14 protein-coding genes are annotated in these 16136 nt (G+C 54.7%); 12 read left to right on the forward strand and 2 right to left on the reverse strand.

The window, feature by feature from the left end:
* The first annotated feature begins 219 nt into the window (after positions 1 to 219).
* The 11 genes from ACZ46D_RS04010 (at position 220) to ACZ46D_RS04060 (ending at position 10441) form a co-directional block, all read left to right on the forward strand.
* Positions 220 to 1554 (forward strand): response regulator, encoded by a 1335-nt coding sequence (locus ACZ46D_RS04010; protein ID WP_464928745.1) that lies wholly within the window; start codon positions 220 to 222, stop codon positions 1552 to 1554.
* Positions 1555 to 1896: 342 nt separating this feature from the next.
* Positions 1897 to 2541, forward strand: coding sequence for a DUF2589 domain-containing protein (locus ACZ46D_RS04015; protein WP_464928746.1), 645 nt, complete (start codon positions 1897 to 1899; stop codon positions 2539 to 2541).
* A 109-nt stretch (positions 2542 to 2650) separates the two neighbouring features.
* The gene (locus tag ACZ46D_RS04020) at positions 2651 to 2908 is read left to right on the forward strand and encodes a hypothetical protein (RefSeq protein WP_464928747.1); all 258 of its coding nucleotides are present in this window, start codon (positions 2651 to 2653) and stop codon (positions 2906 to 2908) included.
* An 18-nt stretch (positions 2909 to 2926) separates the two neighbouring features.
* A complete protein-coding gene (locus ACZ46D_RS04025) occupies positions 2927 to 3595 on the forward strand; it encodes a hypothetical protein (RefSeq protein WP_464928748.1) in 669 nt (222 codons plus the stop codon).
* Positions 3596 to 3613: 18 nt separating this feature from the next.
* Positions 3614 to 4054: a hypothetical protein gene (locus ACZ46D_RS04030; RefSeq protein ID WP_464928749.1), complete on the forward strand. Its 441-nt coding sequence runs from the start codon at positions 3614 to 3616 to the stop codon at positions 4052 to 4054.
* Between the two features lie 76 nt (positions 4055 to 4130).
* Positions 4131 to 4646: a DUF2589 domain-containing protein gene (locus tag ACZ46D_RS04035; RefSeq protein WP_464928750.1), complete on the forward strand. Its 516-nt coding sequence runs from the start codon at positions 4131 to 4133 to the stop codon at positions 4644 to 4646.
* Positions 4647 to 4717: 71 nt separating this feature from the next.
* Positions 4718 to 5692, forward strand: coding sequence for a peptidoglycan-binding domain-containing protein (locus ACZ46D_RS04040; RefSeq protein ID WP_464928751.1), 975 nt, complete (start codon positions 4718 to 4720; stop codon positions 5690 to 5692).
* 167 nt (positions 5693 to 5859) lie between these two features.
* A complete protein-coding gene (locus tag ACZ46D_RS04045; protein WP_464928752.1) occupies positions 5860 to 6552 on the forward strand; it encodes a hypothetical protein in 693 nt (230 codons plus the stop codon).
* Positions 6553 to 6608: 56 nt separating this feature from the next.
* Entirely contained in the window at positions 6609 to 7166 is a 558-nt protein-coding gene (locus ACZ46D_RS04050) for a hypothetical protein (RefSeq protein WP_464928753.1), read from the forward strand.
* Positions 7167 to 7182: 16 nt separating this feature from the next.
* Positions 7183 to 9318: a PDC sensor domain-containing protein gene (locus ACZ46D_RS04055; RefSeq protein ID WP_464928754.1), complete on the forward strand. Its 2136-nt coding sequence runs from the start codon at positions 7183 to 7185 to the stop codon at positions 9316 to 9318.
* An 85-nt stretch (positions 9319 to 9403) separates the two neighbouring features.
* Positions 9404 to 10441, forward strand: coding sequence for a hypothetical protein (locus ACZ46D_RS04060; protein WP_464928755.1), 1038 nt, complete (start codon positions 9404 to 9406; stop codon positions 10439 to 10441).
* A 179-nt stretch (positions 10442 to 10620) separates the two neighbouring features.
* On the opposite strand, the gene ACZ46D_RS04065 is transcribed toward ACZ46D_RS04060, so the two are convergent.
* Positions 10621 to 12348: a phosphohexomutase domain-containing protein gene (locus tag ACZ46D_RS04065; RefSeq protein WP_464928756.1), complete on the reverse strand. Its 1728-nt coding sequence runs from the start codon at positions 12346 to 12348 to the stop codon at positions 10621 to 10623.
* Positions 12349 to 12598: 250 nt separating this feature from the next.
* On the opposite strand from ACZ46D_RS04065, the gene ppsA reads away from it, so the two are divergent.
* Complete coding sequence (gene ppsA / locus ACZ46D_RS04070; protein WP_464928757.1) at positions 12599 to 15037, forward strand: phosphoenolpyruvate synthase; 2439 nt, start codon at positions 12599 to 12601, stop codon at positions 15035 to 15037.
* Between the two features lie 106 nt (positions 15038 to 15143).
* Here ppsA and ybgF read toward each other — a convergent pair whose 3' ends face one another.
* Positions 15144 to 16136, reverse strand: coding sequence for a tol-pal system protein YbgF (ybgF, locus tag ACZ46D_RS04075; RefSeq protein WP_464928758.1), 993 nt, complete (start codon positions 16134 to 16136; stop codon positions 15144 to 15146).

Here is a 16136-nt window from a genome sequence, read left to right on the forward strand (position 1 = left end):
CGGCGAGGGTATTCGCTCGGCTCCAGGATTACCCGAAATCCGCGCGTGTTCTTCCGGAGTTCCCCGACAGTCACTCTCGCGAGGTGATCGTTCCCCCCGTATCGTTTCTTCTACAGGGTCAAGGAGAATGTTGTCTGGATCGTGTCCGTGTAGCATGGCGCAGAGTTACCGGAGAACCTGGAATGAGGTGCGGAAACTTACTTTTCAAGACCTGACCCCGTGACTCCTAACCCCGAGATCCCCGATCCAGGCCCGAATACTCCTCACATCCTCGTCGTGGATGGCGACCCGGCCAACCTACAGTTCGTCCGCAACCTTCTGGGGCTCGAAGGGATGGTGGTGACCGTTGCCGCCAGTGGTCCCGAAGCGTTGACGCTGATCGAAGCGGGCGAGATTTTCGACCTGGTGCTGCTGGCGGTGATGATGCCGGGGATGACCGGTTGCGAGGTCTGTCGCGGCATACGCCGACGCTACAATCCCGACGAACTGCCGGTGCTCATGCTCACCGCCAGAAAACGGTTCATTGACCTGACCGAGGGGCTGAACAGCGGGGCTAACGACTATCTGGGCAAGCCTTTCGCCCGTGAAGAGCTGCTGGCCCGGGTGTATGCCCAGCTCAAGGTGCGCCAGGCTCACGCAATGACGCTGGAAAACAATCGCTTGCGCCGCGAGCTGGAGCTGCGCGCCCGGACAGAGCTGGAGCTGCGCCTGGGCCAGCAGCGGCTGGACGGGATGCTCCACGCTCTTCCCGAGCCGATGCTCGCCATCAACGAGAGCCGTGAAATCGCCTTCTGCAATCGTGTCTTCGCAGAGCGTTTCGGCTACCGAGCCGATGATCTGCTCGGGGGGGCCGCGCAAGCTCTGTTCGGAACCTCAGTCGAAACACTGGCGACATGGTTCGCGGCCTTTGGGGAACCCGATGCAGCCCTTCCCGCTGGCGGAGCTTCCCTTGTGCTGATCGCAGCCGATGGTCGACCCTGGTCGGGCTGGGTAGTGCCTGCCGTCCTGGAGTTGGAAAACGAGCACCTCCTGGTATTACTGCTGGGTGAAACACCGTCCGTCGCCACTTCTCTTCGCTGGATCTATGACCTCTCCCAGAACCGTCGCCGGTTGCAACAGCTGGAAGAGAGCCTCAACATCCTTGCTCCGCTGGTGCTGGAACAACATCCGGGCTTCATCGCCGAGCTGCACGCCGTCGACCGGTCTCTGGCGCGAATGAGCCGGGAACTGATCCCGGAGACCCCCGGGCGGAATCCGCGCCAACTGATCGTCCTGGCCATGCAGCTGGCGCTCGATCTCTGGACTGAGGCCACTCTGACCACCAAGGCCGACCTGGCGCGCCGCAGCGGCCAATGGGCCGTTTACGTTAATCAGGACGGTTGGGAACGGACCCAGACCCTGGATCGCTACCTGGCCCTCCACACGCTCCCCGCAAAACCCCGCCTTAATAAAGTACTCCTGACCGGCGATTTCGTCCTGGCGAACGCCCCTGCCGACACCTTCCTGCGTCGGCGGTGCGTTTCCGCGTTGGCGCGCCTGCGGGAACTGCACTGATCCCATCCCTAAAAGCGGCGCTCTGGTTGCTGATCCGTATGTTTTAATAAAAGGAATGCGTTAGGCAATTTTAACGATAATTAACGAGATAGTTTCTTGTATTTTTGGTTATCGGCATGGGATTGATATGTCAGGCGACCATTTATGGCAAGTTGGTTTATTTTCGAAGGTGTGTATGCCAAAAAATCAGAATTATAGGTGATTAAGTTGATCTTGTCTTGGGGAAAATTTAATTTTCCCTGAACTCTAACCCGAAAAGGAGGGTTTTTATGCCATAAAAAGAGATGATGTCCGGTTTCACCATGGAAAGCATTCCATAACAACAGCATGGAGGATGTTAAAATGGCAGGTGAACTTGTAAACATGTCGGATCAATTCAAGGGGTTGCCGATGGGCGACCTCATCGGAGGCCCCCTCAATGCGGCCTGCGAGGCCCAGGTGAAATTGGCGCAGGCGACCGCCGATTTTATTAAGGTAATCGGATTTCTCCCGCCCAGCAGTGCCGACGATCCTTACAGCGGCGGGACACGAACGGCCACGTTCAAATTCAAGAGGCCGGTGGACAACCCTGCGGTCAAGCCGGGAGAGCCGGGTTCGACCATGGAGGAGGAAGTCGAGATGTGCGTGCCTCTGCTCGCCATCGTTAAGGTTCCGAATCTGAGCATCACCACGGTTGATGTTACCTTCGACATGGAAGTCAAATCTTCTTTTTCCTCGAAGGAGTCCACCGATGCCCAAGCCTCGCTGTCGGCGGAGATGTCCTTTGGATGGGGATGCTTCAAGGGAACGGTAAAAGTCCAGGGCTCGGTGGCGACCCATAAGGAAAACGCACGTTCTTCGGATAACTCAGCGAAATACCATGTGTCGGTTCATGCCGAGGATAAGGGCATGCCGGAAGGCCTTGCCAGGGTCATGGATATTCTGCAGACCGCCTGCGCTCCCCGCGCGATCGGTCCGGCGCAACCGGTGCCAGCCTTGGCAGGCTAACGGCTGGGATTAGCGCAAACAATGAGAATCGGAAGTATGAGCTAACTTTTACCCATTACGGCCCGGGGCGTCGTCAGGCGCGCCCGGCGCCGTACAATATCGAGGGGACATGTTTGACCTTACGGAAGTTAAATACATAAAACGCATCACCGTAGGAAGCGAAAATCCTGCCCGGATGAGTACGCCCGAAGAGATCGAGGCGGCGGCAGCCCTGCTCAACAAGTGCCTGACCGGCACGCCAAAAGGCTGCATCATCGCCACGGAAAAAAGTTTTGCCGTATTGCAGATGGGCGAACATCAGGTGGTGCTCCAGTGGATCGTCTACCATGTCGGCTTTACACGAAAACCGATCTGGCTTGATGACTGATGCGGATCGAGGGTTTTCATGGGCAATAGAAGTTTTGATGACCTGCTTCAGGCGTTTCAGTCGGCTTTGGTCGCTGCACAGGACTCGCTGCGAATACGGCGCGAAGAGGCGATTCGACGAATGTTCGAGGCAGGTGAGATCGGTGGCTCGTCGCGCTCTTCTTTCTTCACCTTTGCCATTCCGCAGCAAGGCGCGGATGGAGACACATATGAGGTGTTGCCCTTGCCTGTCTCAAGTTTTCGCACATGTCACCGCCCGCAGATATCCATGCTCTCCTTGGAGTTCGAATGCGAATTGAAAGAAAAAAGACTTCCCGGTGCATCCCACCGTTATTCACTGGTTATAGTGGCGCGCAATCAAAGAAGGTGGTGGCACAAAAGCCGGCGACGGATGCAAATTGTTTTTCATGGAACCGACCGGCCTGCCGGCGAAGTCAGGATAGACGGCAAATTGCTTGTGGAGATTCCCCGATATGGCGGTGCGGGCAAGGGTCGTTCGGCGCCCGCAGCAAAACGGTCGATATTCTCAAAACTAATAAATCTCCTGCGGAACGTAGAGCAATCGCAACGATTCACCATGACGACGGCACAATCGCAAAGAGTCAGGGAAATAGTGGGGCAAGCGGACGCCGAAACCATGATGCGCGGCGGAAATGCGACATGGTGGGGCGCAATTTTTTCAAAGTAACTTTTATGAGGAGAAAAAATGAACAAGTACAGCGTCGGTAAAAGAACAATCATGGCCTTTTCGCTTCTGGCGATCATTATCGCCGTATCGTCGTTCGGGTCGGGATGTTTCGCCGGGAGCGCCCCTAGTCTCGACAAAGGTTTTGAGGGTTCGTGGATCGGGGAAGTAAATAGCTCAGTGGTGCATCTCAACCTTCAGCAGACCGGCAAGTCGACATTGACATACGAAACTCCGCGCAGTTGTGTCCTTACTGTCAAGTTCTTGAAAAATGACGGAGACAACGGTCGGGTGTATTCGCTCGCTGAGTCAACGGGCGGGTTCTGTGACAAGTTGTTGCTAGGCACGCTTTCTTTGAAGAAACAAGACGACAATAGTCTCTCCTGTGCACTGACCTCCCTGGATGACAAATCCTCAACAAAAATATCGGAGAAAGGCATATTGCGCCGGTCTGGCAAATAGCTCCGTATCGGGGCTGTAAGCCGTTCCGTTTATTCGGTTCGCCTTGACAGGAGAATAATTGAAAAAAGGAGAACACATGGCCAGCAACATACCGCTGAACGATCTGATCGAGGCGTTGGCGGGCGCCGTCATTGAAGCCCAGGACAATATCGAGCAGCACCAGATTTCCAATCTGCTGGGGTATTTCGACAGCCAGAACCGGCCCAAGAGCCTGGTTGTCAGAATGCCGTCAATTCATCCCCAGGCTGAAGAGGGGGCTGAAGACATGTACCGTGCGCCGTTGCTGCCGCTTGTTTCTTCGAACATGCTGAAAATCAAGGATGTCGAAATCACCTTTGACGTGGATCTCGGTCAGCTTACGGAAGAGTCGGCCGGACAGGCGGATAAGGCTAGTACCGAAGACGATCGGCAGGAAAGCGAAGCTTCGAAAAAGAACATCTTTGTCGATATGGCCGGTGGGAAGCAGAGCAAAGCGGGGAGCATCCATGTGGTTTTGCGCGTGGAGGGTTCGGAGCCTACAGAAGGCGCGGCCAGACTGATCAACCACCTGGCGCAGACTCAAGGGGTGTTCAAGACGTTCAAGGTGGAGTGAATGGTCGCCTGAAACCGTGCAATACGGGGGACCGATTCGGTGAACGCCACCTAAACCAGAGGAGGTGCACTATGGCGGTATATAAAAACGGCTCAACCGGAGATGATGTGGCGCGGATCCAAAAGGCGCTGAAAGACGCGGGCTTCTATCAGGGGGAACCGGACGGGGTATTCGGCCCCCAAACCGAGACCGCGCTCAAAAACTTTCAAACCAAATCCGGGCTGGGGGCGGACGGGATTGTGGGTCCCGCTACCTGGGGGAAACTCTTTCCCTCCCCAGTTTCAGCAGCCAAGGAGGTGTCCGGCGGTCTGGACTCGCGCTGCCTGGCGCTCACCGGCTCTTTCGAGACCGGAAAGTTTTCCCCGGAGTGCTTCGCAACGATGACCGGAAATTTCGATGGCCAGGGCATGAGCTTCGGCGCCCTCCAGTGGAATTTCGGGCAGGGGACGCTCCAGTCGCTGCTGAAGGAGATGTTCGCCAATCATCAGGACATCGCCTCGGGTATTTTCGGGGAAAACTTGGGGAAGTTGCAGCAGGCGATCAGCGGGGGCAAGGAGGCAGCCTTGTCCTTTGCCGCCTCGATCCAGGACCCGGCCAAGCATACCATAACAGATTCCTGGAGACAGATGTTTAGGGCCCTGGGGCTCACCCCGGAATTCCAGGCCATCGAGGTGAGAGGGGCGGCGGCGTACTACCAAAAAGGCGTTCGGCTCTGCCAGGATTATGGCCTCTGGTCCCAGCGCGGCAGGGCGCTGATGTTCGATATCTGCGTCCAGAACGGAAGCATTGCGGACAGTGTCAAGGCCCTGATCATGGCGGATTTCGGGAAATTGCCGCAATCAGCCTCGCCGGAAGAAACCGAGCTGGCAAAGATGCGGATCGTGGCGAACCGGCGGGCCGAGGCCGCCAACCCGAAGTTCGTGGAAGACGTCCGCAGGCGCAAGCTCTGCATCGCCGAAGGCAAGGGGGTTGTGCATGGCATCACCTATGACCTTGCCGCGCAGTTCGGCCTGGATTTGCGAAAAGCGGATGGGGCAGGGGACTAGCTGTGACAGCAATGTATCATCACAAGAAACAGTAGAAGAAATAGAGTCAGGTATGGCTTGAGCAACATTTTTTGCTGCCCAAGCATGATGCGCGCTTAAGGGGTCAGGTCTCAACTTGTGACACTGAAAAACAGAAACAATTCTTGTCAACACAGAAGGAGATTCCAATGCCTATCGTTCAAAATCAACTTATTCCAGCCAATGCAGGCCTTCCCGGTTATGCCGTTGCCAAAGAACTGGCCCGTCAGCAGGTCGCCCAATTCGGTGCCGTCCGAGGTGCCGGGGCGGGCGTTGGTCCTGGGTCGTGCTGTGCGGCTGTCGCGGTTATTCCCAACCCTGGGGCCGGATTTCCGGCGGCCATGGCTATCGCCGGGTTTGGCGCGGTCCCGCCCGGCGGTGTTGTGCCTCCTGCGGTTGCCGGAGCGGCGCTTCCCTATTCAGTCGTCTATGGCAATTCCCAGATGGCTGCGGGCGGTTTGGTCCTCGGGCCGGTGGCCGGCCACGCGGAGCGCGCGGCTCTCACCAATATCCCCGCTGCGGGATTGGGTCTGGGCGGACTCTACATGGTGGCGCCGAACCAGGCGGTTTTGTTCGTCGAAATGGCGCCTTGCGCCGGTTGCGCCGGCTGGCTCAATGGCGTAGCTGGCGCTGGCGTCGCCAACCCGTTTAACGGCATCATCAACGGTGCGGGTGGTGTGACCCTCAATGTCTGGTACCGCTGGTCGTATCCTGGTCCGCCAGCCCTGCCGGCGATCGGCGCAGCCCCACCGCTGGCTGTCGCGGGTGCTGTCGCAATGAATGCCTTCCATGCCATGCTGCTGCCGGCCGAACTTGCAGATATCAACGGCGCGACCTGGTAACAAACGCCCCATGGCGTAGGCCAGTCACAACTCACATTTAATTTGAGGATGATATCATGAACCCTATTATGCCAAGAAGAGTCAAAACAAGTGAACTGACCATGATCAACCCGGTCTGGATAGACATTTTGGCCAATCCGGAGGAATTCACTCAGATCAAGGAGATCGAAGCGTTCCAGGATGTGGTTTTTTTATGGGTTCTCAGGGAGGACGGCAAGGTTATCGTAGGCATTGAAGAACCGTGGAGGTTTCCCGAAGCCTTTGATCCTTCCCTCCACGATACCCTGGAAAAAATGAAAGAATATTTCGAAGAGAATAAAAAGTTTTTTGAAAGGGACGGGAGCGGCGGTCATCCGACGCTTGCCGCATGGTTCGCGGATGATGGCACATCTTCATGCTATGCCGGCGCGGCCTATATCGGGGGAGAGCTCAAATTCAATAAGAGCTCCGGCAAATGGGAGCTCTCAAATAAATCAGGCCGCTTTGGCAGAATTGATGAAATCAGAGAGGCAACGGTAACCAAAGAGGAGGTTATCGAAAAAATGACAGAAGCGGCCGACATCATTAAAAAAAGCATACAGTTAGACGTGATACTCGATATCTACCCCAAATAATATTAGACCGCCGGAAATGCAGCGAGAAGCCAAAAAACGCATCATCTTTTCCTTGCTGTTGCTGGTCGCGGCGGTCAGCTTTGTGGCAGGCGTTATTTTGCTTGCCCGTCATCTGACGTACAAACGGGGGGTGATGGAATCTGCCAAAAGCCGCCTCACCTCCCTGACCTTTCAGGCGACCAGGTCAATTGATCTGGTCGCCCGCGAAGTAACCGACAACGCCAATTCGATCGCAGACCAGTTGAGTAGCGGAGAATTGACCCACAAAGCCGCACAAATAAGGCTTCGGGAGCTTCTGGAGCGTTATCCGCATTTTCTCAGTGCCGCTTTGTCCTACAGACCGTATGCCTTTGATCCGGGCCGCAGACTCTACTCGGTGCTGCAGGTGAGGAAGAACGGCCGTATCGAGCGGATCCAGCTCGACACGGTATACGATTACACCAAGCCGGAATACGACTGGTTCGGCGCCGCGATCGACAATGGGCCGCGGTGGTCGCAACCCTTTTACGGCGAAGCCTCCAGCTCTCTTCTGGTTGCATATTCCGTCCCTTTCTATGACGGTATGGATGAGGCTGCCGGCCGTCGCCCCGCAAGGGGTGTTGTAACTATCACCATTTCGATAGAGGAGATCGGGCGGATCATCGAATCTTTGGACCTGGGGCCGACAGGTTTCGGGGCGCTTGTTTCGCAAGAAGGGGTATACCTTTACCACCCGGACACCGAACTGGTGGTCTTGCGCAAAAAGCTGAGGCAAATTGCCCAAGAGCAGAACGACCGGGACAGGCTGATCCTGGCGGAACAGGCAGGTAAACGCGGCTCGGGTGTGCTCGATCATCGGAGCGTAAGCACCGGACTTGATTCCTGGTTGATCTACGCGCCCATACCGTCCACCGGATGGTCCATGCAGAATACCTTTGTCAAGGATGATCTGCCTTGGGATGTCGATCTGCTGCGACGCCAACTCATACAGACCATTACCGCTCTGGTAATCTTTTCCTCCTCGGTGGCCGCGCTTTTGTCCCGGGTGTGCAGCGGCAACCGGACGCGCTTATGGGCTGCGTCCGTGACGATTGCGATCTTTTTTGCGGCGGGTATCGGAGCCTTGTGGAAGATTTCACTTTCCCATAATTCCATAAACAGGAATCAAGGTATCCGGATCAACGACAAAGCGGCATTGATCCGGATCATGAACTCGTATACCCGGGCATCATCGGATAGGCATAGCGAGGCTCCGGTGTACATCCCGACCGGTATCTTTATTGAATCCGCATCGTTGAATTCTGCCAGCGACCTGACGGTTTCCGGCTACATCTGGCAAAAATACCGGCTGGGCGAACAGGATTCGGTGCCGCGCGGGTTCACGATAGGCGGAGCATCAAGCCTGACAACACAGGAAAATTACAGCATCAAGGAGAAGGGGTTCGAAATCATACGCTGGAATGTAAATTGTACGGTGCCACAGCAGATAGATCATCTAAAATATCCGCTTGAACAGGACAAATTAAGCCTGCAAATACTGCACAAGGACCTGAATCATAACGTTTTCCTGGTTCCGGATCTTGCTGCGTATAATTTCGTAAATCCGACTGCTCTTCCCGGACTCCAGAAGGGCTTGACTCTGCCGGGCTGGAAGATTGAGCGCAGTTTTTTTGAGTTGCGGGAAAATATCTACAATACCAATTTCGGCTTGGAACGACCGTTGAATAAAGACAGGTTTCCGTCATTATGCTTCAGCTTCGAGATTAAACGGAATTTTACCGACGCTTTCATTTCCAACCTGACTGCTCTCATAATCGTGACGATTCTCCTTTTTACGCTTCTTATGCTCACGAGCAAAGAGGAACAGCATCTGAGCGTCATGCAGGCCGGAAGCGGCAGGATACTCAATATCTGCGCTTCGATGTTTTTGGTGATAGTCTTCAGTCATGTCAACATCAGGCGGACGATTGTGGTGGAACAGGTCTTTTACTTGGAATATTTTTTCTTTCTTACGTATTTCATCATCCTGCTGGTCTCGTTAAATTCGGTTTTATATTCTGCGAACGCGAATATCCATCTGGTCCAGTACCAGGAAAATTTGATCCCAAGACTCTGTTTCTGGCCTTGTCTTTTTGCCCTGCTGTTCACAATCACCGTATTTACTTCGTATTGAGCCTCGGCCTTTGCTTTGCCGCCTCGGTCGTTCCAGGTCTGCATGTTGTGTCGTCCGGAATTATACAACAGGGTAAGGGGGGTACATGGAGTTGCATGGATTCAAACTGATCAGAAGACTCAGCGCCCTGACTGTTTTTATAGGATTAATGGCGTTCGCTCCTTCTTTGTTCGCCATGCCGCTGGACCAGGCCAAGCCCTATGTCCTCTCCGTCGTTTCCGGCAACACCGGCCACGCGGATTCGGTAGGGCTTGCGGAAGAGATCTGCGTGACAATCGTCAATGGAGAAGAACTGATTGATGAGGCGCGGCAAAATAATAAAAATATCATTCTTTTTTTTGACCGAATGCCGTTGAAGGAGGTGTATCCCCGATCATATGTCATCAACAGCGACAAAGACGATCTGCGTTTTTTCATCGGCCACACTGCCGCCCCCATTGCGCTTTGGGACCATTTTATCTCCTCGCGCAAGGCCGGGCAGTTTTTTAGCCGCAGGGTTTCAGTCAGCGTGGGACTCGAAGATCAAACGCCGATCCCAACATTGGTGGAGAATGAAAAATCATTCACTCTTGTCTTGATAAATAAGACATGGTTCACCGTCAGTATCTTTATTATAGCGGCGATTACTATTCTTTTCCTGCTTCTCGCCGCAAAGACCAATATTCTTCGAGATGTCGGTCCGAATCCCGATGTTGGGAGAAAGCCTTACAGCCTCGCGCTCGTACAGATGGCCGTCTGGTTCTTTGCTATCATGACGTCATGGCTACTGCTCTACGTCGTAAGGCACAGCTTTAACACGATTTCCGATACGCTTGTTCTCCTAATGGGCATCAGTGCAGGCACTGGGATTGGAGGCGTGGCTATCGATACGAACCGGTCGAGACCTGCGAAACAATCGCAGGGTTTCATAAAGGATATCGTTTCAGACGACTACGGAGTCAGTTTTCACCGGTTTCAGATCTTCGCCTGGACAATTGTCCTGGTCGCGGTATTCGTAAGACAGGTAACTGCATACTTGACGATGCCGGAGTTCAATTCTTCCCTTCTCGTCCTGATGGGGATAAGCTCCGGAACCTACCTGGGAGTTAAGGTGACAGAAAAACCTGCAGAAAACGCGGGATAAAAAATGGGCTTTCGTGAACTCAGTGGAGAGCTGATATGCATCTCCTGCCCAGCCTCATCTGTATGGCGAATTTCGGGGACATAACACCCAATGAAGAAACCAGGGACATCCCCCTGTTTTTTTTATTCCTCTGTTTTTATGAGACCTGTGTAATCAAGCACCGTAGAGTTCCGAGTCCTTCAGAGAAGCCCGATCTCGGTGAGCATTGCCTTGGCCGCGGCAAACAGCCCATCCTTGCCCGATTCGCTTCTGGCCTCCACGTAAAAGCGTACCTTGGGCTCGGTGCCGGAGGGCCTGATCATCAGCCAGCTATTGTCTTCCAGAATCATCTTCCTGCCGTCAATGGTAATTACCTCGGTAATTTTCTTTGCCTCTCCGCCAATATCAAGCACGGTTCCGACCGCATATTTCTCCAGTCCGGACAGGGTGTCCAGCAGCTCCTTGCCCTGCCGACTCACCTCAACCCCGCCCCTGGCCGGGTAGTAATGGCCGTATTCCGCCTGAATCTCACGAAGATAATCGCCAAGATTTTTTTTCATGGTGAGCATCATATCCAGGGCGAGAAGCAGGCCGATGTAGGCGTCTTTTTCCGGGGTATGGCCGATGACGGAGATGCCGTCGGACTCCTCGAAGCAGACCAGGGCCTTGCCGATGACCGGCTTGAACTCCTTGAATCCTACCCGTGGCTCAAAGATCTCCTCATGCAACCCCTTGGCAATGGCGTTGGCGAAATTGCTGGTCGCCACGGTCTTGGCCACCAGGCCATGCTTGCCCTTTTTCTCATGCAGATAGTGAAAGGCCATGGCCCCGAAAAGGTTCATGTCGATCTCGATGGCGCCATCGCTGAAGCGGATGCGGTCGGCGTCAGGGTCGATGATGACCCCGAGCTTGAGCGGCTCCCCCCTCTGTTGCAGGGTGGCGAGAACCTGTTGCATGTTTTGCGAGGAGGGTTCCGGCGCGACCCCGCCGAAGGTGGGGTCTGCCTGGTCCCGCAAGAGAATGAGCCAGTCCGAGGGCTGATTGCCGAACAGGGAGCGCATGTGCACCCGACTGGCGCCATGGACACAGTCCACGGCCACCACGCAGTCCGAGGCAGCACGGAAGGCCGCCATTATCCCGGGGTAGTCCAGGCCGTGCAGGGAGGCGCCCCTGGCGACCAGCTCCTGCCAGCAGGCAAGGGCATCGCATTGTTTCACCAGGGTTGTATCCGGGGAAAGCGACGGGGTAATTCCTTCGGCGATGAGTTGCCGAGCGTTTTCCGTGATGCGGCTGGTGATCTCCGAGGCGGCTGGACCGGCATCCGCAGCATTGAATTTGAAGCCGGCATATTCCAGAGGATTATGGCTGGGGGTGAGGTTTACGGAAAAGGCTGCGTCCAAGATGAGAACCGCGGCGGAAAGGGTGCCGGTTGTCGCCTCATGGGCATAGTGAACGGTGATGCCGTTGCTGGTCAACACCTCGATAACCCGCTCCGCCAGAAGACTGCCGCCGAAGCGGTTATCAAAACCGACCACGGCGCCCCGTTGCTGCGCCTCGGCGAAGCTGCGTACGCCCAGGGGGGCGGCCAGGGAATCGTCTTGGTCAAGGTTGCGGTACATGGCAACGATGGCCTGGGTCACCTGGCCGACGGATTGCAGGGAGAAATCCTTGCCAATGATTCCCCGCCAGCCCGAGGTGCCGAAGGATACCTCTTTGGTCGGGGCATTGGTGTTGGTTCGTATTTCATCTTCCACCAAACCATATGCCTTGGTGATGGCTTCGCTTGCCTGCCGGAAGTCCGCAGAGCCTGGAGCAGCGCTGTTTCTCAGGCCCACCAGTTTTTTGATGAGAGCGAAGTAGTCGCTGGTCGCATGGTTGTTTGGCGAGAGATATTCATGGAAAAGGGGCTCAATATTTTGGCTGATCATGGCGTGACCTTTGGCTGACAGGAAGAGGGGAAAGGAACAAAAAAACACATGTCACAGATACATTATGATATATACTATTTTATCCTTACGGGGCAACCGGTCAATTTTTAGCCATTTGGTCAGGTTTCGATTGACCCGAAAGGCAAGATTCGCTATACATTGCTGGCGTGATAATGGTCGTAAAATCTAGGATTTTTCAGTGCGTTCCACGTACTGAACTTTTAAATTATTAATTAGGGAGCAGAACACAATGGGTAAACATGACGAGGCTTTCATTCTCTGGTTTGATGATATCGGTATCGAGGATGTACCGCTGGTTGGCGGCAAGAATGCATCTTTGGGTGAAATGCATCAGAAGCTTACCTCAAAGGGTGTTGATGTGCCAAACGGCTTTTCCATCACCGCCTATGCCTATCGGCATCTGCTGAAAACCGCCGGTATCGCCCAGGCCATTGAAGATGCCCTGGCCGACCTCGACACCCATGATCTGCGCAATCTGCAGGCCCGCGGCGAGAAAGCGCGTCAGATTATCCGCACTGCCGAGTTCCCTGATGATCTGCGCAAGGCGGTCCTTGAATCATACCAGAAGATGGAAGAAATGTACGGCCCCAGTGTTGATGTGGCCGTGCGTTCTTCCGCCACTGCCGAAGATCTGCCGGATGCCTCCTTTGCCGGCCAGCAGGAAACCTATCTGAATATCCGCGGCCCGGAGCAGCTCATTGACGCCTGCCGCCGCTGCTTTGCCAGCCTTTTCACCGATCGGGCCATCTCCTACCGGCACGACAAGGGTTTCGGCCAGTTCGACGTCTATCTTTCCATCGTGGTGCAGAAGATGGTGCGCAGTGATTCCGCCTCTTCCGGGGTCTTGTTTTCCATCGATACGGAAAGCGGTTTCGAGGATGCGGTCTTTATTACCGGCGCCTGGGGTCTGGGAGAGACCGTGGTCCAGGGTGCGGTCAATCCCGATGAGTTCTACGTTTTCAAGCCGACCCTCAAAGAGGGCAAGCGTCCCATTGTTGGCAAGACCATCGGCAGCAAAGAAATCAAGATGATCTACGACAACGATCCCAAGACCGAAGAGCCGGTGAAGACGATCAACACCACGCCGGAAGAGCGCGGCAAGTATGTGATCAATGACGATGAAATTCTCCAGCTGGCAAAATGGGCCTGCATCATCGAGGATCATTACGGCAAGGGCATGGATATCGAGTGGGCCAAGGACGGCGACGGGGTCAACGTCGGCACCGGCAAACTCTTTATCGTCCAGGCCCGCCCAGAAACCGTGCATTCCCAGACTTCGAAGGGTTCTATCGAAACCTATAAGCTGAAGGAAAAAGGCAAGGTCTTGGTCGAAGGTTTGGCGGTCGGCACCAAGATCGGCCAGGGCGAGGCCAACGTCATTGCCGCCGTGGTCGATATCCACAGCTTTAAGAAAGGCCAGGTGCTGGTTACCGACATGACCGATCCGGACTGGGAGCCGATCATGAAGATCGCTTCGGCCATCGTCACCAATCGCGGCGGCCGGACCTGTCATGCCGCCATTATCTCCCGGGAGTTGGGAATTCCCTGCGTCATCGGGACCGGCGATGGTTCTAAGAAGATCACCAACGGCCAGAACATTACCGTTTCCTCGGCAGAGGGAGAGAAGGGCCTGGTTTATGAGGGGTTGCTGAAATTCGAAATCGATCGCCTCGACCTCTCCAACCTGCCCAAGACCAAAACCAAAATCATGATGAACCTGGCCATTCCGGAGAAGGCTTTCTCCGAGTGCCAGATTCCCAATGACGGCGTTGGTCTGGCCCGGGAAGAGTTCGTCATCAACTCCCATATCGGCATTCATCCCTTGGCCCTTTTTAACTACGAAGAGTTGAAAAGCTCTCCGGATCCGGAAAAACAGGCAGTGGTTCGGTTGATCGACAAGAAGACCACCGCCTATGCGGACAAGAAACAGTTCTTCATCGACAAGGTTGCCGAGGGCGTGGGCCGCATCGCTGCAGGCTTCTATCCCAAGGACGTCATCGTCCGCCTCTCCGACTTCAAGTCCAACGAATACGCCAACCTGACCGGCGGCACTTTTTATGAGCCGCACGAGGAAAATCCGATGATCGGCTGGCGTGGGGCGTCCCGGTATTATGATCCCAAGTACCGGCCGGCTTTCGAGTTGGAATGCAAGGGGTTGCTCAAGGCCCGTAACGACATGGGACTCACCAACATCAAGCTGATGGTGCCTTTCTGTCGTACCCCCGAGGAGGGCAAGAGGGTCATCCAGGTCATGAAGGAGTGCGGTCTGGTTCAGGGTGAAAATGGTCTGGAAGTGTACGTGATGTGTGAGATTCCGTCGAACGTTATCTTGGCCGATGCCTTTGCCGATATTTTCGATGGCTTCTCCATCGGCTCCAATGACCTGACCCAGCTCACCTACGGTCTTGACCGTGACTCCGGTCTCCTTGCCGGTATCGCCGATGAACGCCATGATGCGGTCAAGGAGATGATCAAGATGGTCATTGCCACCGCCAAACGGCGTGGGCGGAAGATCGGCATCTGCGGTCAGGGTCCCTCGGATTTCCCCGAGTTCGCCACCTTCCTGGTAGAGTGCGGAATCGACTCCATGAGCCTGATCCCGGACACTGCGGTCAAAACACGTTTGGCCGTGGCAGCCAAGGAAAAGGAGATGGGGATTAATCCTTAAGTTTTTCTGAAGTTACAACTACAAAAAAAAGGCCCCGCATCACTGCGGGGCCTTTTTTTGTATGGTGCGTTGTGTTGTATTTTCCGCTGGGCGTGGGGCACTTTTTCTACTTCAGGGCTTTCAGCCGTTTCTGGGCCATTTCAACCTGTTCGCTTTTGGGATAATCGGCAAGAAGCTTGTTGTAAACAATCTTGGCCGTGTCCTTTTCGGAGAGCTTTTCAAATGCCTCTCCCTGCTTATAGAGGGCGGCCGGAGCCTTGTTGCTCTTGGGGTAATCGGCGATCACCTTCTGATACTCAAGGATGGCCAACTCGAATTCCTTCTGCTGGAAAAGGCATTCTCCCAACCAGAATCTGGCGTTGGGGGCCAGAGGCGCGCTACGGTTTTTCTCCAGGTAGCTTGAAAAGGCGCTGTACGCTTCCTTGTATTTATTCGCCTTGTAGGCGGCAAGTCCCTTATTGTAGACGGTGTCGCTGGTGTTTGTCTCTGCGTCATGTGCCGTTGTCTTGTCTGAAGCCGCTTTTGCTGTTTCTTCCGGCTTTGCCGTCTCTTCCGTTTTTCCTGGTTTTTTCTTGGTTTGTTCCGGTTCGATTGTCTTGGGACCGCTGGCTATGTCAGCTTTTTTGCGCGCTTCTTCTGCGGCCTTGGAAGCGCGCTCCGCACGATCCGCCGCTTCTTTGGCCCGGTCTTCCTGTATTTTACTGAAATCACCGGAAACGGAGGCAACCTGGGCATTGACGCCGGTTACCTTGCCGCCCAATTCCGCGATCTGGCTGCGCAGTTGCTCAAGCTGGCTGTTGGTGTTTTGCCTCAAGGAAGCCTGATCTTCCTGAATCTTTCTGGTTTGGATATTTTTCTCCTCAACCCGTGCTTCAAGCTGCAACAAGCGCGACTTGATCTGTTCGAGCTGATTCGCCAGTTCCGCCTGAGAGCCGCGCTGGTTTTTCATGGCGGTGACTGCGTTGTCCATTTCCGCGATTTTCGTATCCGTGGAGCGGAGTCTCATGTCAAGACCCCGGACATCCTTTTCCGCAGCGCATTGCATGAGTAATGGGGAAAGACACAGGGTGAGGACAAGATTGGTCAGTGATCGTTTCAT

This window comes from Thiovibrio sp. Mzg5, assembly GCF_055379285.1.